General features: G+C 48.0%; 20 protein-coding genes. 14 read left to right on the forward strand and 6 right to left on the reverse strand.

Features of this window, described 5'->3' with window-relative positions; all coding sequences use genetic code 11:
- Positions 1 to 8 precede the first annotated feature (8 nt).
- The 8 genes from NZ043_RS20015 (at position 9) to NZ043_RS20050 (ending at position 9,203) form a co-directional block, all read left to right on the forward strand.
- On the forward strand, positions 9 to 986 hold the full coding sequence (locus NZ043_RS20015) for an alpha/beta hydrolase (RefSeq protein WP_339309106.1): 978 nt from the start codon (positions 9 to 11) through the stop codon (positions 984 to 986).
- A gap of 126 nt (positions 987 to 1,112) precedes the next feature.
- Positions 1,113 to 1,826, forward strand: coding sequence for a class I SAM-dependent methyltransferase (locus NZ043_RS20020; protein WP_339309107.1), 714 nt, complete (start codon positions 1,113 to 1,115; stop codon positions 1,824 to 1,826).
- Positions 1,827 to 1,892: 66 nt separating this feature from the next.
- A complete protein-coding gene (locus NZ043_RS20025) occupies positions 1,893 to 2,879 on the forward strand; it encodes a BadF/BadG/BcrA/BcrD ATPase family protein (RefSeq protein ID WP_249911118.1) in 987 nt (328 codons plus the stop codon).
- 63 nt (positions 2,880 to 2,942) lie between these two features.
- Positions 2,943 to 3,380: a GNAT family N-acetyltransferase gene (locus NZ043_RS20030; protein WP_249911117.1), complete on the forward strand. Its 438-nt coding sequence runs from the start codon at positions 2,943 to 2,945 to the stop codon at positions 3,378 to 3,380.
- A gap of 220 nt (positions 3,381 to 3,600) precedes the next feature.
- Positions 3,601 to 4,059 carry a MarR family transcriptional regulator gene (locus NZ043_RS20035; RefSeq protein ID WP_091032016.1) on the forward strand — a complete coding sequence of 153 codons (459 nt, stop codon included), beginning with the start codon at positions 3,601 to 3,603 and terminating at the stop codon, positions 4,057 to 4,059.
- Positions 4,056 to 7,223 carry an MMPL family transporter gene (locus NZ043_RS20040; protein ID WP_339309108.1) on the forward strand — a complete coding sequence of 1,056 codons (3,168 nt, stop codon included), beginning with the start codon at positions 4,056 to 4,058 and terminating at the stop codon, positions 7,221 to 7,223. The genes NZ043_RS20035 and NZ043_RS20040 overlap by 4 nt, the downstream gene beginning before the upstream one ends.
- A gap of 199 nt (positions 7,224 to 7,422) precedes the next feature.
- Positions 7,423 to 8,049 (forward strand): GDSL-type esterase/lipase family protein, encoded by a 627-nt coding sequence (locus tag NZ043_RS20045; protein WP_339309109.1) that lies wholly within the window; start codon positions 7,423 to 7,425, stop codon positions 8,047 to 8,049.
- Positions 8,050 to 8,141: 92 nt separating this feature from the next.
- A complete protein-coding gene (locus NZ043_RS20050; RefSeq protein WP_339309110.1) occupies positions 8,142 to 9,203 on the forward strand; it encodes a phosphotransferase in 1,062 nt (353 codons plus the stop codon).
- A 121-nt stretch (positions 9,204 to 9,324) separates the two neighbouring features.
- On the opposite strand, the gene NZ043_RS20055 is transcribed toward NZ043_RS20050, so the two are convergent.
- The 3 genes from NZ043_RS20055 to NZ043_RS20065 form a co-directional block, all read right to left on the reverse strand.
- Positions 9,325 to 10,002, reverse strand: coding sequence for a tetratricopeptide repeat protein (locus NZ043_RS20055; RefSeq protein WP_339309111.1), 678 nt, complete (start codon positions 10,000 to 10,002; stop codon positions 9,325 to 9,327).
- Positions 10,003 to 10,016: 14 nt separating this feature from the next.
- Positions 10,017 to 12,005, reverse strand: a complete 1,989-nt coding sequence (locus NZ043_RS20060; protein WP_339309112.1) for a translation factor GTPase family protein — start codon at positions 12,003 to 12,005, stop codon at positions 10,017 to 10,019.
- Positions 12,006 to 12,126: 121 nt separating this feature from the next.
- Positions 12,127 to 13,002, reverse strand: a complete 876-nt coding sequence (locus NZ043_RS20065; protein WP_339309113.1) for an AraC family transcriptional regulator — start codon at positions 13,000 to 13,002, stop codon at positions 12,127 to 12,129.
- A gap of 192 nt (positions 13,003 to 13,194) precedes the next feature.
- Here NZ043_RS20065 and NZ043_RS20070 point away from each other — a divergent pair, with 192 nt between their 5' ends.
- On the forward strand, positions 13,195 to 14,712 hold the full coding sequence (locus NZ043_RS20070) for a tagaturonate reductase (RefSeq protein WP_339309114.1): 1,518 nt from the start codon (positions 13,195 to 13,197) through the stop codon (positions 14,710 to 14,712).
- Positions 14,709 to 16,223, forward strand: a complete 1,515-nt coding sequence (locus NZ043_RS20075; protein ID WP_339309115.1) for an altronate dehydratase family protein — start codon at positions 14,709 to 14,711, stop codon at positions 16,221 to 16,223. Before NZ043_RS20070 ends, NZ043_RS20075 begins: the two co-directional genes overlap by 4 nt.
- 101 nt (positions 16,224 to 16,324) lie before the next feature.
- Here NZ043_RS20075 and NZ043_RS20080 read toward each other — a convergent pair whose 3' ends face one another.
- From NZ043_RS20080 to NZ043_RS20090, 3 genes are all read right to left on the reverse strand, one after another.
- On the reverse strand, positions 16,325 to 17,011 hold the full coding sequence (locus NZ043_RS20080) for a hypothetical protein (protein ID WP_249911111.1): 687 nt from the start codon (positions 17,009 to 17,011) through the stop codon (positions 16,325 to 16,327).
- Between the two features lie 34 nt (positions 17,012 to 17,045).
- Entirely contained in the window at positions 17,046 to 18,002 is a 957-nt protein-coding gene (locus tag NZ043_RS20085; protein ID WP_339309116.1) for a WYL domain-containing protein, read from the reverse strand.
- 438 nt (positions 18,003 to 18,440) lie between these two features.
- Positions 18,441 to 20,468 (reverse strand): beta-galactosidase, encoded by a 2,028-nt coding sequence (locus NZ043_RS20090; protein WP_339309117.1) that lies wholly within the window; start codon positions 20,466 to 20,468, stop codon positions 18,441 to 18,443.
- Between the two features lie 128 nt (positions 20,469 to 20,596).
- On the opposite strand from NZ043_RS20090, the gene NZ043_RS20095 reads away from it, so the two are divergent.
- The 4 genes from NZ043_RS20095 (at position 20,597) to NZ043_RS20110 (ending at position 24,005) form a co-directional block, all read left to right on the forward strand.
- Positions 20,597 to 21,430, forward strand: a complete 834-nt coding sequence (locus NZ043_RS20095) for an AraC family transcriptional regulator (protein ID WP_091031988.1) — start codon at positions 20,597 to 20,599, stop codon at positions 21,428 to 21,430.
- A gap of 143 nt (positions 21,431 to 21,573) precedes the next feature.
- Positions 21,574 to 22,362 carry an alpha/beta hydrolase gene (locus NZ043_RS20100; RefSeq protein ID WP_339309118.1) on the forward strand — a complete coding sequence of 263 codons (789 nt, stop codon included), beginning with the start codon at positions 21,574 to 21,576 and terminating at the stop codon, positions 22,360 to 22,362.
- Positions 22,363 to 22,445: 83 nt separating this feature from the next.
- On the forward strand, positions 22,446 to 23,111 hold the full coding sequence (locus tag NZ043_RS20105) for an SGNH/GDSL hydrolase family protein (RefSeq protein WP_339309119.1): 666 nt from the start codon (positions 22,446 to 22,448) through the stop codon (positions 23,109 to 23,111).
- Positions 23,112 to 23,123: 12 nt separating this feature from the next.
- Positions 23,124 to 24,005: an SMP-30/gluconolactonase/LRE family protein gene (locus tag NZ043_RS20110; protein ID WP_133384298.1), complete on the forward strand. Its 882-nt coding sequence runs from the start codon at positions 23,124 to 23,126 to the stop codon at positions 24,003 to 24,005.
- The last annotated feature ends 13 nt before the right edge of the window (positions 24,006 to 24,018 follow it).

The raw sequence follows: 24,018 nt of genomic DNA on the forward strand, positions 1-24,018 counted from the left end.
GCTCGTTCATGTTATTTTACGTACTTGCAGCACTGGTACTGATCGTTCTTGCTCTTCTGTGGACAGGTGGGCTTTATTTTTTCAAAACTGCCATTCGCCGTACGCCAAAAACATTTTTGGTGGATAATCCGAATCTGATGCCTGAACCGGACAATGAAATCATTAGCAGTGCTTCTGACCTGAAGTGGCTGGATGCTCAGCCTACAGAAGAGATATCTCTTCAATCACATGATGGATTAAAACTGTATGGTACATGGCTCGGTTCCAATAAAGGGGCGGATCAGACGGTTATTCTGGCACATGGTTATTCGGGGAGAGGCAGAGAAATGGCTGGTTTTGCCCGGTTTTATGCGGAAAAGCACGGTTATAACATACTCATGCCAGATGATCGAGGTCATGGACAGAGTGAAGGTGATATCATCGGTTTTGGCTGGTTAGATCGGAAGGATTATGTCCAGTGGACCAACTGGGTGCTTGAAAAAGTGGGTACACAAGGGGAAATCATATTGCACGGCATATCCATGGGAGGAGCAACCGTACTGATGACAGGTGGTGAAGCCCTGCCGACTCAGGTCAAAGCGATTGTGTCTGATTGTGCGTATACATCCGTGGAAGAAGAACTGACGTTCCAGTTAAAGCAATTATACAAGCTACCTGCATTTCCTTTTATACCTGTCACAAGTCTAATTTCCCGGTGGAAAGCAGGGTATTCCTTTAGAGAGGCTTCGGCACTCAAGCAGCTTGCCAAAGTTAACGTTCCCGTGCTGTTCATCCACGGTGAGGCTGATACATTTGTACCAACGGAAATGGTGTACAGGTTGTATGAAGCTTGCCCAACCGAAAAGGAATTGCTGACCGTCCCCCGTGCGGGTCATGGCACAGCGTTTCAAGTTGATCGCACCGGATATGAGGCGGTACTGGAATCCTTTATGAAGAAAAATCTGTCGCCTTCGTGCTTCGTACCTGAAAGTGCAGAGGCCAAGTAAAGCGATGACCTTGTGTATATAGGTATGCCAATAATTAAGGGGTGCGGCGTTTAATTGATTTTTTTGTGACAATCTGGGTATTAAGTAGAAGATGCAAATCATTTTCTAAGCGATGGGGGTGTCTTGATGGGAAACGAACAATTTGAGGCTGCGCGAAAAGCAGAGGCAGGTTATCATTCCAATTTCTATCAGAATAATGAATTATTCGCCTCCGGTACCTGGATGTCGAGGCCCATGCCTATGGTGATGGATATGCTGGAACGTCTCCTTGTTCACAAGGAGGAATTGCGTGTCCTCGATCTGGGATGCGGAGTGGGAAGGCATACGATACCGATTGCACAGCGCCTTGCAAAAACGAACAGTGAAGTCATCGGTGTGGATTTGCTGGATGAGGCAGTAGACGGACTACGCAAGTATGCAAAAGAATATCAGGTTGATCATATCGTACAGGCAGTGAAAGCAGATGTTGAACATTATGCTGTGGAGCCAAACTATTTTGATTATATCGCTGCTTGTTCTTGTCTGGAACATGTCTCAAATAAGCAAGCCTTCATGGAAGCGATATACCGATTACAGGTCGGAACTCGTACAGGGGGCATTCATTGTATTACGATGAGTACCAATGTGGAGGAAAAAGAAATCAATACAGGCAAGGAGATTAAACCATTAATTGAGCTGAACCTGCCCACAGCCGAGGCGATTGCTATACTGGAGGATGCCTACAAAGGCTGGAATATTCTGCTTCAGGAGCATATTACACAGACGATTGAAGAGGAAAAGTATGATGAACCGACACAATTTCGTTGTGAACTGCTTCGTTTCGCTGTGCAAAAACAATAAATTCTCTGCCGGGACCTGATAAAGCCCCGGCACTCTTATTGTTCGCTTGGGAGGGGAGAGTCAAGGATGAATACATACGTGATTGGGATGGATGGAGGAGGTAGTCACACTCGTGTGGCTGTCGCCGATCAGAACGGAAAGCTTTTGTCATATGTGCAAAAGGGAGGTTGCAATCGTTATCACGATATCCATGCCGAGCAAAATGTGTTGGAAGGTATCGCTGAAGCCATAACTCAGGCTGGACTCCAATCAGATCAGATCGCTGCCATTCAGGCAGGAATGGCGGGTCTAAATCGGCCTGAAGATACAGTTTGGGCGGAGGCATTGCTCGCTCTTACGGGGATTACAGGCAGGATCAGTGCGGTAAACGATACGCACATCGCCCATACAGCGGCCTTCGACGGTGAGCCAGGTATTGTCGCTATTGGAGGAACAGGATCTCTGATCCTTGGCAGAACCGAACAGGGAGCTTGGCTCCGCAATGATCAGTTCGGTCATTATGCGCCGACAGCAGCACGTTTCTTGGCTTACGACACGGTGCATTCCATCCTCGCGGAACGTTATGAGTTGCAGGATGAAGAATGGATTGAGCAGGTGTTGAAATATTGGAATGTTGCCTCAATTCGAGAGCTCGCTGCGCTGGGGATAGCCGGTTTTGCCGAAAATAAACAGGTGACCAATCGCAAATTTGGTCAGATGGCGTCTATGGTGACTGAAGCTGCTGCCCGGAATATTCCCCTCGCGGTTAGGGTATGTGACTCGGCTGCCGATACGGCTGTTGTGGGAATCCTCATGCTGGCATCCTGTTTTGAACATCCAACAGTGTCCATGACGCTTACCGGAAGTTGTCTGAGTTCACCATATATGGTGAAGGCTGTTCAGAAAGGGCTGGATGCTGCCTATATGCGCGAAGGGAAAAAAATTCAATACATAACCAGTAACTTGCCGGCAGTTGGGGGCGCACTGCTGGATGCCTATCATTTGGCGCAGATCAACGTATCGGATAACATCTCAACTGTGCTTCAATCGGAGCTGAATCGGCACACGACTTGAACTTTTAGAGGCTAACGACTACAATACGATAACGGAAACAAGCAAGGTATAGGAGGAATCAAGGTGTTAATTAATCTGAAATCACGCATACAGGAGCCGGAAGTACAGGAACTGTTGTCCTACTCGGTCTTTCCTGATCCGGATCATCTGAAACGTGCGTTAAAACAATATGTAGAGAATGACGAACTGTATCTGGCCGGTTACGAAGATGAGGGACAATTGATCGGTCTGATTGGATATGAGAAGACAGGAACAAGTGAGGTTACCATTCATCATATCTCGGTTTTGCCTGAAAACCGCTTTAAAAATTATGGACGTGGTATGATCTCACAACTGTTGGCAACATACAATCCAGATAGACTGATTGCTGAGACCGAGCTGGAAGCCGTGGAGTTTTATCGGAATACGGGGTTTGTGGTATATAGTCTGGGTGAATTATACCCAGGTGTGGAGCGATTCCGTTGTGTGCTTGAAAAAGAGGAAGATACGGACGAAGAGTAGCACAGAGGTATTTTATTACTTCAAGAAATATATGGATTATAATCATTACAGGATGTTGGATTTGGCAATGAGCTGAGTCGGACGTCCTGTTTTTTTTGTCGTTTTCATCAAAAAAGCAGGAAAAAAGTATTGCTTTAAGAGATTGTTTCATTATAGAATAGTTTCACAGAAGAATAGTTCGTTAAGTGAACTATATAGATTAGGGAAAGGAGAATGAAGAATGAATACACCGGATGCGAAAAGTTTGGTGAACCGCTATTTGGATGCTTCCTTTCTGGTCAATAAGCGGTTTGATACGCGGATACGTGAACAAGTGGGGCAGACCATAACGACCGATCAGTTCTGCGCACTTCGTCTGATTGAAGAGAAACCTTCCTGCACGCCCTCTGATCTGGCAGAGCTTCTGTGCATAGGCAAGAGCAGCATTACCGCTTTGGTCAACAAGCTGGTAGATCGCGATCTGGTCCATCGTGCCGGAGATGAACGTGATCGCCGCGTTGTATATCTGACACTCACGGATACCGGACGACATGTATATAGGGAAACAGAACAGGAAATACAGCAGATTCTGGAGCCATATCTGGTTCATTTTAAACCGGAAGAAGTCCGAATTTTCATTGAATCTTTTGAGAAGCTTGCAGCTTTGTTAACGCATGAAGGAGGACAGGAGAACGAATGAGAGCGATACTAAAAGCAAGATGGTGGTTAATGGGGCTATGGGTTGTTGTAGCTGCCGTGTTGATGTTTACTGCCCCTAACATGAGTGAACTGATTCGGGAAAAGGGACAGTTTTCGGTTCCGGAAGGGTACTCTTCCACCCAGGCAGCAGCAATTTTGAATGAAGCTGCAGCACAAAAAGGAGAGCAGCAAGGCAGCCAGATCGCTCTTGTATTTTATAATCCGGAAGGTCTGGGTACCACCGGAAAACAAGAGGCAGAGAAGGCCGTTAAGCAATTGGAGGCCGACAAGGAGAAGCTGGGCATTCTGTCCATTCTGGAACCTTTCTCTCAGCCTGAATTGTCCGAGAAGATGATCTCGGCTGATGGCAAAACGATTCTAACATCGCTATCCATTGATCAGGGAGATCGTACGGTCAAGGAAATGCGGGAAGACCTGAATGAAGCATTGAAGTCCGTCAATGTGGAGCACTACATAACCGGTAAAGGTCTGATTGATGAAGACACCATTGAAAGTTCACAAGAGGGGCTTAAGAAATCGGAATATATTACCGTTGTCTTTATTTTACTTATTCTGTTCCTGGTCTTCCGTTCGTTTGTAGCTCCGTTTGTCCCACTGCTGACGGTGGGGATCAGTTACATTGTATCGCAACAGATTGTTGCATTCCTGGTGGATGGGCTCGACTTCCCGATATCCACGTTTACACAGATCTTTATGGTCGCCGTCATGTTTGGGATTGGTACGGATTACTGCATCCTGCTGATCAGTCGGTTCAAGGAAGAACTGGCTCATCATGAAAATACGTGGGATGCCATCATTGCGACCTATCGTACTGCCGGTAAAACGGTACTCTTCTCAGCACTTGCCGTGCTGGTTGGATTCATTGCGATTGGCTTTGCCCAGTTTATGTTGTACCGCTCTGCGGTTGCCGTAGCTGTAGGTATTGCTGTGATGATGCTCGCCTTGGTGACCATCGTACCATTCTTCATGGCGGTGCTGGGCAAGAAGTTATTCTGGCCGTCGAAGGGTTCACTTGAACATGCGGAGAGCAAGATCTATGGTGCAGCTGGTCGCTTTTCACTTAAACGTCCATGGGCTGCGTTACTCATCGTTGCAGCTGTCTGTGTGCCTCTTCTGGCAACCTACGATGGCAAACTTTCGTTCAATAGTCTCGATGAGATTGGTGAGAAATATGATTCCGTAAAAGCATTCAACATTATCTCTGACAGCTTTGGTCCGGGTGAATCACTGCCGGGTCAGATCGTCATCCAGAACGATGAAGCGATGGATAATGCGAAGTATATGGCCGTTGCCGAGAAAATTAGCCGGGAAGTAGAGAAAGTAGTCGGAGTCTCTGGTGTCCGCAGTATGACACGACCTACGGGTGATGAGATTAAAGATTTTGAAGTTACACAGCAAGTCGGAACATTATCGGATGGACTGGGTGAAGGCAAGACGGGTCTGGACAAAATCCGTGATGGCCTGAGTGAAGCCAGCAGTCAGCTAAGTAAAAATGAACCACAATTAAAAGAAGCTGCTGATGGAGCAGGGGAACTTACCAAAGGGACCGCCCAGCTGCAATCGGGTATCACGCAACTCAGTCAGGGACTTGGGCAGATTGAAAAAGGCATTCGAGATGGTTCCGCAGGTGCGGGTGATCTGAAAGCCGGACTTCAGCAAGCCAAAACGAGCGCAGATCAACTTGCGCAGGCGAACAATCAGTTGCTTGAAGCCTATCGTCAGGCGGGAGCAGGGGTCGCTGCATTGGGGGATGGAACCCGCGAACTGGAACAACAGCTGAACGGGGTTTCAACAGCTCTAACGAGTCTGTCCCAATCCTTCACAGCACTTGAAGAGCGTTATCCTGAATTACAGCAGGATGCTGATTACCAGCGTATCAAAGGTACAATTGGTGAAACAGGTTCTGGCACAGCGCAGCTTGCTCAAGGTTTGGGTCAGATTAAGACCAAACTTGGGGAAGCCGCTGCTGGAATTAATCAGGCCAATGAAGGGTTTGCCTCCGCAGCAGCCGGACAAAAGGCGCTTGCCGATGGCCTGGGTCAAATTGTAACAGGAATCGGTCAGTTGCAATCTGGTCTCAAACAGGCTGCGGATGGTCAGGGCAAAGTGATTAGCGAAATTCCTTCCATTCAGGATGGACTTGGCCAGCTTCAGGGTGGTCAGGAGAAAATTCAGCAAGGCTTCTCGGATCTGAGTGGTCAACTGACACAACTGACAGATGGCTTGAATCAAAGTGTCGATGGTATTAAACAGGTGTCCGGGGGACTGGATTCAGCGCAGGGCTACCTGACGCAATTGCAAAATTCACCAGATTCCGATTTGGCAGGCTGGTACGTTCCTGAAGAAGCACTGAACAGCAAAGACTTCACACAAGTATTTGATACGTATCTGTCTCAAGATCGGAAGACGATGACGATTGATGTTATTTTCGCCGAAAATCCATACGGAACAGAAGCCATTGATCGTGTTCCTGACATTGAGGCGGCTGTACATCGTGCGGTACAAGGCAGTACGCTTGAAAAAGCAGACATCGCCGTAGGTGGCGTTACGAGTACATTTGCAGATCTGCAGGAGATCTCGAATAACGACTATACACGTACTGTAATGCTGATGCTGGCGGGTACATTCATTATTCTGGTCGTGCTGCTTCGCTCGGTCATTATGCCATTGTATCTGATCGTTTCCTTATTACTGGCTTATTTCACATCGATGGCGTTAACCGAAGTGATCTTTGTTAATATCCTCGGATTTGCAGGCATCAGCTGGGTTACTCCGTTCTTCGGATTTGTCATGCTGATTGCACTTGGTGTGGATTATAGCATCTTCCTGATGGACCGTTTCAATGAGAACAAAGGTATGAAAGTACAGGATGCCATGTTATACGCGATGAAGAACATGGGAACCGTCATTTTATCTGCAGCGGTCATTCTGAGCGGTACATTTGCTGCCATGTATCCATCCGGTGTTCTCTCGATGATGCAGATTGCCACAGTAGTCCTTAGCGGACTGATCTTGTACTCTCTGCTGTTCCTGCCATTCTTCGTCCCAGTGATGGTGAAGATGTTTGGCCGGGCCAACTGGTGGCCGTTCCCGAACAAGGAACAATCAGATTCCGTTGATTCGGATCGGACCATAGGCATGTAATGCATTGCAATGGATTAGGCTCTGCCGCGTTATGCGGCAGGGCTTTTTCTTTTTTTACCTCTACAGGAAAACTACAATCTTATGCAAAAGAAAGGTGCATGCCTAAGGACACCATCCCGCGCCTTGTCTTGCCACTCATCATAAGATATAGAGCAGTTCATTATGGTTCAGAGAAATCACAGCAGAGAGGGGCGACGGGATGGTATATCGATATGTGGCTATAGGCGATTCATTAACGGTAGGTACAGGAGCGTTGCTGGGCACCGGCTTTGTTCCTTTATATCGGCGAATGGCAGAAATGAATGTTCGTACGTTTGTATCCATGGAAAATATGGGCGTAAATGGACTGACGTCGGGGGAAATGTTGCAGATGATCTCTTCGCATCCCCGAGTACGGCAATCGCTGCGTGAAGCGGATATCATTACCATATCCATTGGCGGGAATGATCTGATTCGTACGTTCAAAGCAAGTAATGGCATTCCAAATGCCAGTAAAATGACACAGGTACTCGGAGAAACCCGCAGTAATGTATCCCAGATCATGCGGCACATTCGGCAGTTAAAGGGCAAACATGAGTATATGGTCCGATCCATCGGATTGTACAACCCGTACCCACAAGCGACGGAAGCTGCGTACTGGGTTCGCCAATATAATTCGTTTCTGAATGGAGCGGGATCGGGCAACTATGCGTGTGCTCAGGTATATGACAGGTTTGAAGGTCGTGAACGTGAACTGTTGTTCTGGGACAGAGTACATCCCAATGCAAGAGGATATCGTGTCATTGCAGAGCAGCTTAATCGGACTGGATACTATCCATTCTCTTGATAGATCCGGAACTGAACTAGACCGAGCGATGGACTTCCTTTAAGATAAATAGAAGACAGTTCCATTTTGTGAGATAAAGGGGTTAATTTTAGGTGCAAAACATCGATTCCGGTTCCCTCCATCCTTCAGAGCAGCAGCGTATTTCCGAAGTGTTGGCTTTATATGGTTTCACATCGGACTGGAAAGGAGAGCGTGGAAAGGGTGGGATGAATAATTCTACTTACATGCTCCATGTAGACGGGACTAATTACGTCATGAGACAATATGAAACACATAATGATCCGATGAAAATCGCCTTTGAACACGAGGTGCTGGCAGCCCTCCAACGTTCGAACTTTAAGCTTGATACACCTTCACCTGTAAGGCGGTTATCTGGTGAGGGAGGTACATTCCTTCCAGTAAAAGAACCCCTCACAGGTCATACCAAAATCGTGACTCTGTTTCGTTATAGGGAAGGCGTCAATCCCATCTGGCTTACACCAGATCAATTGATGGGGCTCGGTAAAGCGGCGGGGGCCCTGTCTTCTGTTATGGCTACGTTGGATATACCACTTGAACCTGTATACCCACCGTACTATCGAATTCAGGATGCGTATCCGCTCTGTTCACCAGAACGATTATTACAGCTATGCACATCGCCGCCGGAGCAATTGGCCGCATGTGCGAATGAGCTAAAGCAACTGAGAGATGAGCTGCCAGATCTGTTTGAAGCCCTGCGGGGAATGGAACATCTGCCGCATCAATTAGTTCATGGGGACGTGAATGCCTCGAATGTATTGGTAGATCAGCAGGATGGTGAAATCTGTGCCATTTTGGATTTTGAATTTGCGACATGGGATTTGCGGGTAATGGAGCTGGCTGTTCCGATGTCTGACCTCCTTACCATGGACAAGAGTGAGGATTGGATGTGGCAGGCTCAGGAGGGACTGATCGAGGGATTTCGGGAACAGGTCAGCCTGGAACCAGAAGAGTTGCTGGCCATACCTCGATTGATTTTGCTGCGTAGTCTGGATGTGGTCATGCATTTCATCAATCGGATGTTCGAGGGTACAGATGAGCCGGAAGTGGCTGTGGATCAGATTGTGAAGCTCAAACAGCGGATTGACTGGATGCGTCTTCATGAAGAACGACTGCGTGAAATATTGGTATATTAATATCGCTGTTATGAATAAAGTGCACTGTTTCTGCTCATACGAGGGCAGAGATCAGTGCACTTTTATTGGTTAGAAAAGTGATATATGAAGATTACAGTATATAGCGGATGACATTACGACATTACAAGCCACGTTTGCGGAACCAACTGCGGACAGCCCAGCGGCGCTCCTGACGTTTTTTGTATTTGGGTAACGAACGATAAACGTTCAACGATTGCTCGTATGCCTGCTTCGCGTCTGCATTACGTCCGAGGGAACGGTGAACCGAGCCGAGCAGATAATAAGCTTCACTGGAAGAGGAATGAATCTCCTGAAACTGATGCACATAATCCAGCGCTTTGTCCTCATGCGTATCTTTGAAGGCTCCAGCAAGGGTTAGGTACGGGCGTCCGTACTTGACTCTGGGGTTGATCTCGAGGGCTTGCAAAATATGACGTTCGCCTTTTTCGATGTTGCCCAAATGAAGCTCAGTCGTCCCTAATGCCTCCCAGTACTCAGCCGATTGTTCGTATGGGCGCTCCAGTTCAAGCAATAACGCATGTGCCTCATTGTAACGCTTGCGCTCAATTAACAGGCGAGCCAGTTCCAGCTTGGAAGAAACTTCATTGGGACTCATGGCAAGCTGCTGCCGAAGAAGGGAGATGTTACGCATACGCTTCAGAGGTTTCGTGAAGCTTGGGAATACGCCAACGTAACGACGATCCAGGAAATACAGTATAACGAGTAAAATAAGGATGGCAATGAACGGATTACCTACAATCCGCCATAGAAGCCCAAAGATAAGAAATTTTATAAGCACAGGTTCAACTCCATTTATGATGTAATCGCGTTTCGTACACTTAAAATATATTTCGACTGATCCAGCGGGTTAACTCCTCTGCGTTTGCGAGCATGATTCACATCCGCAGGACAATCTTGGTATCCGGCAAACGAAGTCGTAAGCACCCCGCGGCCGCTTGTCTCGGAACGCAGTTTCACCGGATAATCCATTGAGGTGGCAAGAGGCATAACTCCTTCAATAATACAACGTCCGCTACCAATGACGGGGGCTTCGAAGGTTGCCCGCATATGTACCAGATCGCTAAGGGCCTTACCGCCATATTCTTCCGGGACCGTCAGCCGGAACTGAAGAAGGGGTTCCAGCAACGTGGTACCTGTTCTCGACAATCCATCCATGATTCCCATAGGCGTGGCTACGACAAAATCCAATGGATGCGTATGCCAGACATGATGTTCCCCTTCCACCAGCGTGATGCGCAGATCGGTTACTTCCCAACCGAGCATACCTTGAGACAAGGCTTCCGGAATTCGTCGTTCAACTTCATTCTGATAACGTAACAGCAGATCATCTGTCCTTACGGTTGAGGAATAGATCAGACCGCTTCCGCGAGGCAAAGGTTCAATCTTGAAGCGGAGGATGGCCCAGCAGGGCTTAGGCATCGTATAGGCGATATAACCTTCTCCGGCTGTACGGGGTGTCTCCTTATAGATGACGGATGGCGGATCAAACACGACATCCAATCCGAAACGACTCAGCAACAGGCTGGATAAAATCTCAAGCTGAATGGTTCCCATGACCTTGAGATGCAGTTCCCGTTCCTCCGGCAACCATTGCAGGTCGAGTAAGGGGTCTTCATCCGTCAACTCTTGCAATGCTGCAACAAGATCGGGGTAACGTGCCGAGTCCTTACCGTGCACTTGTACGGTCAGCAAAGGTACAGCCATCTGTGGCAGAGGAGGCACACCCTCAGGATTGCCGATAATGTCACCCACATGTGTGTCACTCAGTCCGTACAGCATAGCAATCTGCCCCGCGTGAACGGCACCGGTATCCGCCCATTTCGACCCATCCATGCGGCGAATCTGCGTCACCTTCTCTTCAAGCTCCCGCGTCGAATTATGGATGGTATCCCGATTGTGTAAGCTGCCACCATACATACGGACGTAAGCCGTACGTCCCATCGTGCGATCACGTTCAATTTTGAACACAACACCGGATACGGGAGAGTCCACTGGTTGTGCAGGTGCAGGCAGAAATGCAAGGACTGTGTCCAGCAATGCCGTGACGCCAATTCCTTTACCGGAAGCACCATAACACACAGGGAACATCTCACCCTGATGCACATACCGCAGGAACGCTTCATTCAGATCCCTTTGCGATAACGGAGTTTCCTGAATGTAGGCTTCCATGACCTCTTCGTCCAGCTCGGCAAGTATCTCGACCAGACCTGGAATGGAAGGGGTGCCATCTGACAGAGAATCTTGATTTGGGTTCCATAGGGAGTCGATGCCATGAAATGAATCTTCATGGAGCTGATACGTTTGGATTTCGCATGCGAAAGGGGACAGGGTAGAACGAATCTGCTCCATTACCGCTGGGGCAGATGCGCCAATCCGATCCATTTTATTAATATAAATGATGGTTGGGATGCGAAGTGAACGAAGGGCATGCCAGATGGCTTCACTCTGGGACTGAATGCCTTCTACTGCCGACAGAATGAGAATAGCGCCATCCATTACCCGTAGCGTTCGCTCTACTTCGGAGCTGAAATCAATATGACCAGGTGTATCAATGAGGTCAATGATGGTGTTCTTCCAGATCAGAGAGGTCATGGCTGCCTGTACGGATATGCCACGTTCTTTCTCAATGTCCAGGGAGTCTGTGGCTGTTGTTCCGTCATCTACACGTCCCGGACTGCGGACGACACCACTCTCAAATAACATATGCTCGGTGGTAGTTGTTTTTCCCGCATCCACATGGGCGAAGATGCCAATATTCCTGCGATTCAATTCGTTTAACATGGAATGCTAAGCTCCTCTGACAACGGAATGCAATGTTTCCGACAAGTAATAATCCAGATTATCATACCACATCTTCCATATGGAAGAATATGTGGATATATATGATTGGGGCGTTTCTATTTTAACGAGAACTGTTCATGGTTCTGCGATAAGCTGCGGGGGTTGTACCGGTTAATTTTTTGAATTGACGGTAAAAGTGGGGCAGGCTATCGAACCCGCAAGCATCGGCAACGGCTGCCATTGTCTCATCACCTTGTACCAGATGCTCTTTCGCCATAATGACCCTTCGCGCTAATGCGTAATCCGTTAGAGTCATTCCCGTGTATCGTTTGAAGGCACGACTGAAATGGGCAGGGGATACAGAGGCGTACTGCGCCAGTTCGGGGAGGGACAGGCCACTCCGAAGGTTATCGTCAATATGAGAGATCGTAGAAGAGAGCCATGAGGGACCCGGAGCGGATTTACCCGGATTCGCAGGTCCTGCAGCTTCCAGACGTTCCAGAAAAATGAGTAACAGTTGCAGCCTTAACAGGGCCGCATGTGCGCTTAGATGATGACCTAGCTGGAATTCGGTCTGAATATCATCAATAAAAGCGGCCACCTGTGATTGCTCCTCTGTGTTTAGATGCCTCTTATACACGCGTTGTTTACGACAACGTTCAAACAGGCTTAGCAAGGAAGAAGCAGCACCTCCGGCGGTGGATGCAAGCAATCCCGGGCTGAAGAACAATGCCGAAGATGTGACAGGGTTGCCTGCATCCGGCAAGGCTCGGTGAACCGTGCTGCCTGGAATGATGAACAGATCTCCTTCTTGCATATTCTCAAGTCCCGTATCAATAAAAATGCTTCCCTGTCCACGATATACATAGATAATTTCATGCCAGTCGTGAAGGTGATCTGGCAGTTCGTTCTGAGGGGATTTGGTGTCGCTGTACACCAGGCGGAACGGAATACCGGATTCTGCTTGAATAGTCGTACGAACAGGTGAACGTTCCATAAAGACTCCTTTCCAGACGATCGTCTTCAACGAGATGTTATACCTGGTCATGAGAGAGTATATTTACCGCAATATAAGCAATTTAATTTCCTTTTATTGATGATACAATGAATTTAAAGCGTTTACAATAAAAGGGTGCAGAGCCTTTGAGCTGCATCCCGACAGTACAAATAATCGATGAGGTGAGTGTCCATGTCGGCAAGCACGAAACGGCCAAGATTGAAGCTGAATTTACTGGGGAGCGATGGTCAGCGCAAGTGCAAGGAGATTATGGAGCGTCCCGTGAAGGTTTTGCAGATTGGAGAAGGTAATTTCTTGCGGGGATTTGCAGACTGGATGCTTCATGTGAGTGCCAGACAAGGCAAATTCCATGGAAGTGTAGCTGTTACCCAACCACGACCGGGAGGCAAGGCCAAGCTGGAGCAGATTCGCGATCAGGATGGGTTATATACAATGATTACGCGTGGTCTGTCTCAAGGAAAGCCGGTTGAGCGGACAGAATTGATCTCCATTTTCTCACAGTGTATCAATCCGTATGAGGAATGGGATGCCTTTCTGAACTTGGCGGAACTGCCTTCACTTGAGTTCGTTATTTCCAATACAACCGAATCAGGATTGAAATATACGTATGCGGACTATATCGAGGGTGAACCCGTTCAATCATTTCCGGGGAAATTAACGGTTTTTCTGCATCAGCGATATTTGAAATTTGATGGTGATCCATCCAGAGGTTTGATTCATCTGCCATGTGAGCTGCTTGAAGGCAATGGGGATGTGCTGCGCAGTTGTGTCCTCCGTCATAGTGAGGATTATGGGTATTCGGATGGCTTCCGTTCATGGATCGAGAAACATAATCACTTCTTGAACAATCTGGTAGACCGAATTGTCACAGGTGCGCCGACCCAGGAGGAAGCCGATTCCCTGACGAATCGTTGGGGTTATGAGGACCAGTTGATTAATACGGCAGAGCCATATCATTTCTGGGCCATTCAGGGTGATGAATCATTGGACAAAAAACTTCCTCTCAAGCAGGCAGGTCTTAATGTACATTGGGTGAAAGATCTGAAGCCTTTTCAGGTACGCAAGGTTCGTATTTTGAATGGGGCGCATACCTTAATGTCATCCCTCGGCATTCTTCAAGGCAAGCAGCATGTGAGAGAAACAATGGAAGATCCACATTTTGGCTCATGGATCAGGGAAGCTGTGCATCAGGAGATCGTCCCTGCTCTGGATATGCCCGATCATCAGCTGGACCAGTATGCAGAAGAAGTGTTCGAACGGTTCCTTAACCCGTATATTAATCACAAATTGCAAGATATTGCTTTGAATACGATCGGGAAATTCAAGGTTCGTGTGCTGCCTACACTTTTGTCTTATGAGCAAAATCAGGGAAGTTGGCCAGAACGTTTAATTCAAGGGTTTGCTGGATTATTGTGTCTCTATCGTCCGGTAAATACGCCAGAAGGTTACAAGGCACAACGACTGAATGGAGAGGACATTTTGCTGCGGGATGACCCGGATGTCCTGGCTGCTTTGGCTGCACACTGGGACGGTTATGACATGCTTAACAGGGATCAGAACCAACTGGATAACCGGGTAGCGGCTGTGTTGTCAGATACCCTGATCTGGGGCGAAAATCTGGATGCAAGAGAAGGGCTGCGTGCAGCACTTGTTCGTGAAATCGGATTGTTGGAAGGTGAAGGGAAATGAACACAACAAGTACAATCAATGACTGGATTGCCATTCAACCACAGGATGATGTCATTATAGCGCTTCGGGATTATGCCAAAGGAGAACGTATTACATTGCCAGACGGTGTTTCCTTTACATTGCTCGATGACGTGCCGAAGGGGCATAAGATTGCTGTGCATACGCTGGCACCAGGTGATGATGTAATGAAGTATGGTTTCTCCATCGGGATTGCCCAAGAGCAGATCGAGCAGGGAAGATGGATTCATAGTCACAACCTGAAGACAGGGCTGCACGGATTGCTTGAATATGAGTACCAACCAGGAGCCAAGGTTCAGACAGACATGCCTCCGGAACATCTGCGCTCATTCGATGGATATTTGCGCCCCAATGGTGAAGCAGGAATTCGTAATGAGATCTGGATTGTGAATACGGTTGGATGTATCAATAAAGTGTGTGAAGCATTGGCACGTATGGGTCAGTCCCAATTTGGAAGCCGGGTAGATGGTGTATTTCACTTTCCGCATCCATTCGGGTGTTCACAGCTTGGCGATGATCTGAAGTATACACAACAGTTGCTGGCTTCCTTAGTGGAGCATCCGAACGCAGGAGGCGTGCTTGTCATCGGTCTGGGCTGTGAGAACAATCAGGTCGATGAATTCCGTGAGTGTATTGCTCCGGAATACCGCGGCAAAGTACGGTTTCTCAAAGCACAGGAAACGGATGACGAGCTTGAGGAAGGGCTTCGACTGATGGAAGAACTTGTGGAGATCGCTGAACATGAACAACGGCAGCCGCTTCCGCTCAGCAAACTCAAAATTGGTTTGAAGTGTGGCGGTTCCGATGGTTTATCTGGCATTACAGCCAATCCGCTGGTCGGTGCAGTTGCTGATATGCTGGTTGCTGCCGGGGGTACGGCTATTCTGACGGAAGTTCCGGAGATGTTTGGTGCGGAGACAATCTTAATGAACCGGGCTGCCAATGAGCAGGTATTTCATGATTTGGTGGACCTCGTGAACGGCTTCAAGCAATATTTTGTGAACCATGGCCAGAACATCTATGAGAATCCTTCACCTGGTAATAAGGCTGGTGGCATCACAACGCTTGAGGAAAAGTCACTTGGATGTACGCAAAAGGGAGGACGTTCTTCCGTAGTCGACGTTTTACGTTATGGCAAACGAGTAACTCAAACCGGTCTGAACATTGTAGAAGCACCGGGTAATGACCTGGTATCTGTAACGGCACTGTCTGCGGCGGGTGCACATATTGTGCTCTTCACAACAGGGCGGGGGACTCCCTTCGGAGGTCCGGTACCTACCGTCAAGATTGCGACCCAATCCGATCTGGCTAATCGCAAAAAACACTGGATTGATTTCAACGCAGGCCAGCTGTTGGAGGGGCAGACGATGGATGAGGTCAAAGTACAGCTGTTCAGCCAACTGATTGATATTGCTTCAGGACGGTCACATACACTCAGTGAGCAGCATGGATTCCGGGAGATTGCCATATTCAAGGATGGCGTAATTCTCTAAATTCATTGTCGATGGGGGCTGTTAATCGTCTAGGTTGCATTATAGGGTGAACCACAGCCAATTCCGGTTGAAATCTGAACTACAACCGGGATTGGCTTTATTTAGATTGTACGGATGCCAAGCGCTTTGGAGATGCTTGATAATGCGGCAGGTGAAGCATGTTGTTGTAGTTGCACAGTCAATAGTTCACGTGCCTCTTCTATGCTGCCTTCAAATGGCTTAATGTCATGACGTTGCATCCAGTGATCTGCGGTTTCATATGCGGAGCTGTTCCATGCAACTTTGCCTTCGGCGAGCCCCTCTTTTTCTTTGGTTCCACTGATCACAATGGCTGCACAGCCCTGAAGGTCCAGAAGTCCACGGTCAAATGTTTTTTTGTCCTCTTTTGCCCCGAAACCGGCTTGTGATCGCAAGGCACGTCCATCGATGCCTTCCTGTTCTGCAACTAACGCATGGAGTTTGAACGCCTCACGGGAGAGTAGACCCGCTTCATACTGTTCCTTGATGGTTCTGGAATCGGCCAGCAGTCGGTGTACCCAAGGGAAGTATTCAGATGAGACAAGAAGCGCTTTCTTTTTGACAAATTTTCCATATGCAGCAATGCCCTCCTCAGCCAGGCGTGAACGCCATAACCAAGGATCGAGTTCATCATCCTTGTGCCAATGTTCTTTGGGGGTTAGCGATGACAGCGAAGGATAATCGGCAAATAGTGGTGCCAGAGGCAGCAGCCCTATAGACTGGATACGCTGTACTGCTTGTTCGTACGTTATAACGGCTTCATATGTCATGATATCAGTAGGCTCCTTTTTGTGTGTAGTCAGGCTACGACTTGGTTGAAGCGAGGTATCTTTGGCTCACTTCCTCGGCATGCTGACGAATCTCACTGCGAAGTTGGAGGGGTTCAATCACTTCAGCTTCACGTCCCAATCGGTAAAAGAATCGGACGGCCCAGTCCCATTCCCCTGGTGGACAAAGGAATGATAATTCCCAGAGATCCGGGGCAATTTCAATCATCTTTTCACCAATATGCTCGTCCTGTTCAGCTTCAATCATTCCCCGGTAACTCAGTCGTGCCTTAACTAGTGTTGGCGGCTGTTCTGGAGGGATCGGCTTGCTCTGCTGTTGCTCCGCCTGTTCGTGAAACACGAGTGCATCCTGTGGTTCGATCGCCTTGACTTCGATAATTCGGTCAACCCGGAACAGACGCTGTTCACCATGTTCGATCGAATATGCTTCACAGTACCAGAAGCCGGAGGAAGCATATACCCGTGAGGGACAGATATGCAACCACCGCTGACGTGTTGCGGAGCGATATAGCACACTAAGCCACCCATGTTCGGGTATGCATGCCAGCAGTGCGTCCAGATGAGGAAGAATGTAATTGCGGTCTGGAATATGATGATGCAGCTGTTTGAGCATGGGATCAATTCGCGACATGATATCATCCGGAATGATGGCCTTAACTTTGTTCATCAGGGTCCAGCGTTTCTCATGAAAGGGTGTATCCGCGTAGCGACTTAGACCTTCAAGAGCGAATATGAGCGTCGCTGCTTCTACCGGGTCCAGCTGTAATGGGGGTAATACGTAACCCTCCATAAGTCTGAAACCGCCTCCCGGACCGGAAATGGCAATAATGGGCACATTCATCTCGGAGAGGGACTGAATATCCCGAAGAATCGTGCGACGGGAAACCTCAAATTTCTCGCCTAATGAGTGTGCCGTTTCGTGACCATGCTGTAATGCCATTACGATGGCAGCAAGCCGATTTGTTCTGTTCATGTCAGCCACTCCGTTTCGATCTGCGCCGCCGGAAAGTGATGTCGTAGTTATATTTCTATTGTAACAACGAATAAGTGACATCATGAGTGTCACCAATATTTCAACTGTTCATTATTTTATAATGGATCAACATCAGGATTCACAAGCATGTTCCGGCAGGCTTTGTTAAAATGTGTTTCTCGTCCAATTCGCTTTGCATACTGATATTTCCTTCTATCAAAAAGACCACAGATCATGCCAAAAACCCGTATCCGGTGTAGACGGATACGGGAAGTAGCAGCTTTTGGCTTACAGAAGACGATAAAGGTCTGAAATCTATACCAATATCCTTGCTGAAGACAATAACAAGTATAAAAGGAATGAATATGTGACACTTTGTATCACGGGTATTTCTATCACATTTTTTCATTCCGAATAATTCCAATTAAGCGAAATCGCTTATTTCATTTCGAGCAATTGCACTCCACGGGCTTCAATCTCAACACTTCCCGAAAGCTCACGATTGGTGAGCAGATCATGTGCCTTAGCTGTTCCCAGATCATAGGATTGCGTGGTTGCGTTATGGTTCATGACAAACAGGTAGGGCTTGCCGTCTTTGGTTCGTGCGCTTACTTCAACACCTTCTGGTGTCTCAAGCAAGGACTCTACGTTCTTGGCTGCTGCAAGCTGTCCCAGCAAACCATCCAGGAAGCGCTCATCCGGGTCGGATGCAACGTACCATGCTTCACCTTGACCAAAGGTATTACGTGTCACAACAGGCATGCCTTTATAAAAGTCGTCTCCATACTCCGCGATGACCTCAGCTCCCTCACTGTGCAGCAGGTCACATAGCATACCGCAGCCATACTCTCCTTGAAGATCACCGTAGGTTTCTTTGAGGACAATGCGGTTCTTTTGCTCAGGCAGCAGGGCATCAATCTCTTCCACCCAGATTCCGAGCAGTTTACGAAGTTCTCCCGGATATCCACCTGTGGTCACGAGATCGTTCTCGTTGACAATGCCACTGAAGAAGGTTGTCAGGAATGTTCCACCTGCTTCAACAAACTTCTCCAGTTTGACGGCAAATCCTGGTTTAACCATGTAAAGGACAGGGGCAAGGACAATGTCGTATTTGCTCATATCCGTATCCACACTGATGATATCTACTTGTATGTTGCGGCGGAAGAAGGCTGCGTAGTATTTATGGATCTGATCCACATAGTTCAGGGCAACCGTAGGTCCGCTTGATTTTTCGATGGCCCACCAGTTATCCCAGTCGAACACAATCGCTACTTTGGATTCAACAGATGCATCTAGCGTGGTATCTCCAAGGATCTGCAATTCCTTACCCAGCTCAGCAACTTCGCGGAATACACGTGTATTCTCATGCCCAGCATGCTCAATAACTGCACCATGATACTTCTCACAAGCACCGATGGAGCGGCGAAGCTGGAAGAACATAATGGTATCGGCCCCGTGCGCAACAGATTGATAACTCCACAGACGCATGACACCTGGACGTTTCAGGGAGTTATATGGCTGCCAGTTCTGCTGACTTGGTGTTTGCTCCATCAGCATAAACGGTTGACCATCTTTCAGTCCGCGCATAAGGTCATGAGCCATTGCCGTGAAGCTGACGGGTGTTGCGAGACCGGGATAGCTGTCCCAGGAGACAATATCCATATATTTTGCCCATTTGAAATAGTCCAATTGTTTAAAGAATCCCATCAGATTGGTAGTCACAACGGAGTCCGGAATATGTTTTTTGATCGCATTGTATTCCAACAGATAACAATCCAGCATGCTGTCGGAGTTGAAGCGAGAATAGTCCAGCGAGATTCCCTGGAACGTTGAATTATTGTTACCCCAATGTTCGCTCAGGTTGCTTGGTAATACGATCTCGTCCCAATCGTAGAAGGTATGCCCCCAGAAATTCGTGTTCCATGCTTTGTTGACCTGTTCCAGAGTCTGATAGCGTTCTTTCAGATACACGCGGAACGCTTTCTCACAGTTGTCACAGTAGCACTCACCGCCATATTCGTTGGAGATGTGCCATACGAGAACCGCAGGGTGATCCTTGTATCGTTCGGCCAGTTTATCTGCAATCTTCTCAGCGTATTTGCGATAGGTCGGGCTGTTGGGACAGGAATTATGGCGCCCACCGAATTTGCGTTTGCGTCCATCGGCATCTACACGAAGCACGTCTGGATATTTCTTTGCCATCCAAGCCGGATGGGCAGCAGTGCTTGTTGCAAGGCATATATAGACACCATTTTCATATAAACGATTAATGAGTTGGTCGAGTTCTTCAAAACGGTAAGTAACTTCATCAGGCTGAATCAGTGCCCATGAAAATACGTTGATTGTGGCAATATCAATGCCTGCCAATTGGAACATGCGCAGGTCTTCAAGGTGGGTTTCGTGATCCCACTGTTCCGGGTTATAATCGCCCCCGTAGAACATTTTGGGCAGTTTGCTGCTAATCAATGTGTTCACCTCTTGTATAAGAATAATCCTATACTATATGATACATATGACTTTTAAAATATAATAAAAGTAATGACTCATATAAGAATACGGAAGTCTATTTCAGCTTATACCCAAGGAGGCATCCCATGTTTATCTCCCCCCGACATCAACGATATTTCATGACATCACGTGATCAGCCGCTACCCCTTTATATTGAGAGCCTGGGTTATAACGGCAATCAGGAGAAGGTGTCCAGACCTGTGGGGTATCCCTGTTACCACTGGCTTCAGACCGTGAAGGGAGCCGGAGAATTCAAGTTTGCCGGGTCCACGGTCATACTGGGGGAAGCATCAGGTATTTTGCTGCCGCCGAATGAACCGCATGAATATGTGCGCGCCCAAGGAGAGTGGGAGACTCTTTACATTACATTTGGCGGTTCCCAGTGTCCGGCAATCTTGGAGTCGCTTAGTCTGGGTGAAGCGGCGTTCCATCAGTGGGAGCAGAGCAGTCCGTTCAACGATTACGGCCAGGAAGTGCTGGATTCAATCAGAAGTGATCAGGATTTATCGGGACTCGAAGCGTCAGCGGATATATACCGATTTCTGATTTTGCTCAAAAAACATGGCATGACGGGCAATCGTTCTTCCATCTCACATGCCGTGGAGAGACTCGCTCCGCTCATTGCATTCATGGAACAGCATTATGCGAATCCCGAGATTGGGCTCGAACATATGGCTGACCTCACGGGGATCTCATCCAGACATCTGAATACCTTGTTCAAGCAGTCCTTTGGCATGACAGCCTACAGTTATTTTATTTTGCTGCGCATTCGCAAAGCCAAGGAAATCATGACCGCAGAACATAGACCCACGATTAGGGAAACTGCAGTTAGGGTAGGGTTTCGAGATGCAAGCCATTTTGTTGCAACCTTTCGCAGGATTGAGGGGGTGACTCCTGAACAGTTCCGTAATTTGTACTAACATGTACCCAAATGATCAAAAAGTGATGCCAGGAAGGTATTGATGCGTTAGGGTCATTACCGTTATGATGGTATCGATTCCTGAGATTCGAAAACGTTTAAACGGACCCATGGTTCCGTTCTACTTGGAGAGGATGATTGAAGATGACAACAACTATACCTTTATGGGATCATGCTGCACCTTATGCAGCCCAGGGCCATGAAGACGAAATGCCACATTTGATTCCATTTATTCACCCCGGTTCAGAGAGCGCTGTCATTGTATGTCCAGGTGGCGGTTATGGATTTTTGGCTGATCATGAAGGTGCTCCAATAGCTGAATTGTTGAACCGTGCAGGTATCAGTGCATTTGTCCTGAAATATCGGGTGGCGCCTCACCAGCATCCTGCACCTATAACAGATGGTCAGCGAGCCATACGTTATGTTCGTGCTCATGCTGAGCAGTATGGCATCAACCCTGCCAAGATTGCAGTACTTGGTTTCTCCGCAGGCGGACATCTCACAGCAACACTGGGAACGCTATATGACGAGGGACAACCGGATCATGAGGACCTCATTGAACGCCAGAGTTCACGCCCGGATCGAGTTATTCTCTGTTATCCGGTAATTACGATGGAGTCCTACGGACATGCTGGTTCCCGTGAGAATTTGCTTGGGTCTGACGCGTCTGCCGAGCAGATCAAGGCTTTCAGTGCGGAGCAGCAGGTGAGAGCGGATGCTCCAGAAGCATTCATCTGGCATACCAGCGATGACCAGGCAGTACCTGTGGAGAATAGCTTGCGTTATGCGCTTGCATTGGGCGAGCATGGCATTCCCTATGACTTGCACGTTTTTGAGAAAGGTTCACATGGTCTTGGATTGGCTGAGGACAACCATGCGATTCGGGTATGGTCGGATCTGTGTCTCACATGGCTCAAGAATCAAGGCTGGTAATTTTCTGGCTGGTATCAAGTGAACGGTCCTGACTAATCGAGCAATCCGTATATTAGCGCTTTGAAGCGAAGGAGAAAATAACGATGAAATTGCAAAAAAACGACAAGCTTTTGTTTATCGGGGATTCGATTACGGATTGTGGTCGGGAACATCCTGTAGGTGAAGGCAGTTCAGGTCTGGGCCATGGTTACGTAGCGCAAGTCTATGCCCTCTTGCGGTCCATATATCCGGAGTTGATGTTGCGTGTCCAGAATGTGGGTAATGGTGGAAATACGATTCGTGATCTGAAACAGCGCTGGGATCGTGATGTGCTTGACCTTAAACCGGACTGGCTGACGATCATGATCGGCATTAATGATGTATGGCGTCAGTTCGACAACCCATTGTCAACAGACTCACATGTGTATCTTGAAGAATACGAATCCACATTGCGTGAACTGGTGGCTTCGGTTCGTCCCAACCTGAAAGGTCTGGTACTAATGACGCCTTATTATCTTGAGGCCAATCCGGAAGACCCGATGCGGGCAACGATGGATATCTACGGAGAAGCGGTACGCAGGGTAGCCAGTGAGTACGATGCGGTGTATGTGGATACACAGGCTGCATTTGCTCCATTTTGGGATCATTTCTATACGTCTGTGTTGACTTATGACCGGGTACATCCGGATGCAACGGGCCATATGGTACTGTCCAAAGCACTCTTGGATGCCATCGGATTCGAATGGTCAGGCGGCGTCAAATCTGAATAAGGACGTGATGGCATGAGCGACGTAACTGTAGCAGTACAAACCCCGGCATTATTGGGGGAAGGTCCAAGCTGGGATGCGGAGAACAATCGATTATTGTGGGTAGATATTGAAAGTTTTAAGGTGCATGTGTATGATCCGGCTACAGAGCAGGATCAGGCTTATGATGTCGGTGAACATGTCGGGGCTGTTGTTCCCTATCGTGGTGACGAAGTTTTGGTTGCTTTACGCAGTGGATTCCATACGTATCACTTGCATACGGGTGAGCTGCATGCCATTGAGGACCCCGAACAAGATAAGGATACCAATCGTTTTAATGATGGAAAATGTGATGCGAAGGGCCGCTTCTGGGCAGGCACGATGAGCATGAATAATGAAAGCAAAGCCGGATCGTTGTATTGTTTGGAGCAAGGGCAGCCCGTTCGCACAATGGTACAAGGTGTGTCTACATCCAACGGCCTGGGCTGGAGTCCAGATCGGCAGACCATGTATTACATTGATACCCCGACACGTTCTATTGACCGGTTTGATTTTGATCTGACGGCAGGTACGATACAGAATCGGACAAGTATCATTCACATACCGGAGGAATTTGGTTTTCCGGATGGGATGACGGTTGATGGTGAGGGCATGCTGTGGGTTGCGCACTGGGGCGGAGGAAGAGTCACTCGCTGGAACCCCCATACATCAGAACTGTTGCAACAGATCGAGGTGCCGGCAGATCAGGTAACATCCTGCTGTTTTGGTGGACCGGATCTCGAAGAGTTATACATTACAACAGCACGTATAGGGATAAAGGAAGAACGTCTGAAAGAGACACCGGATGCGGGCTCACTTTTTGTCATCAGACCGGGAGTTAAAGGGCAGGAGACTCACGCTTATGGTAGCCAGCAATAAACAGGTGCCAGTC

The sequence above is a fragment of the Paenibacillus sp. FSL k6-2145 genome, from assembly GCF_037976585.1.
Lineage (GTDB): Bacteria > Bacillota > Bacilli > Paenibacillales > Paenibacillaceae > Paenibacillus.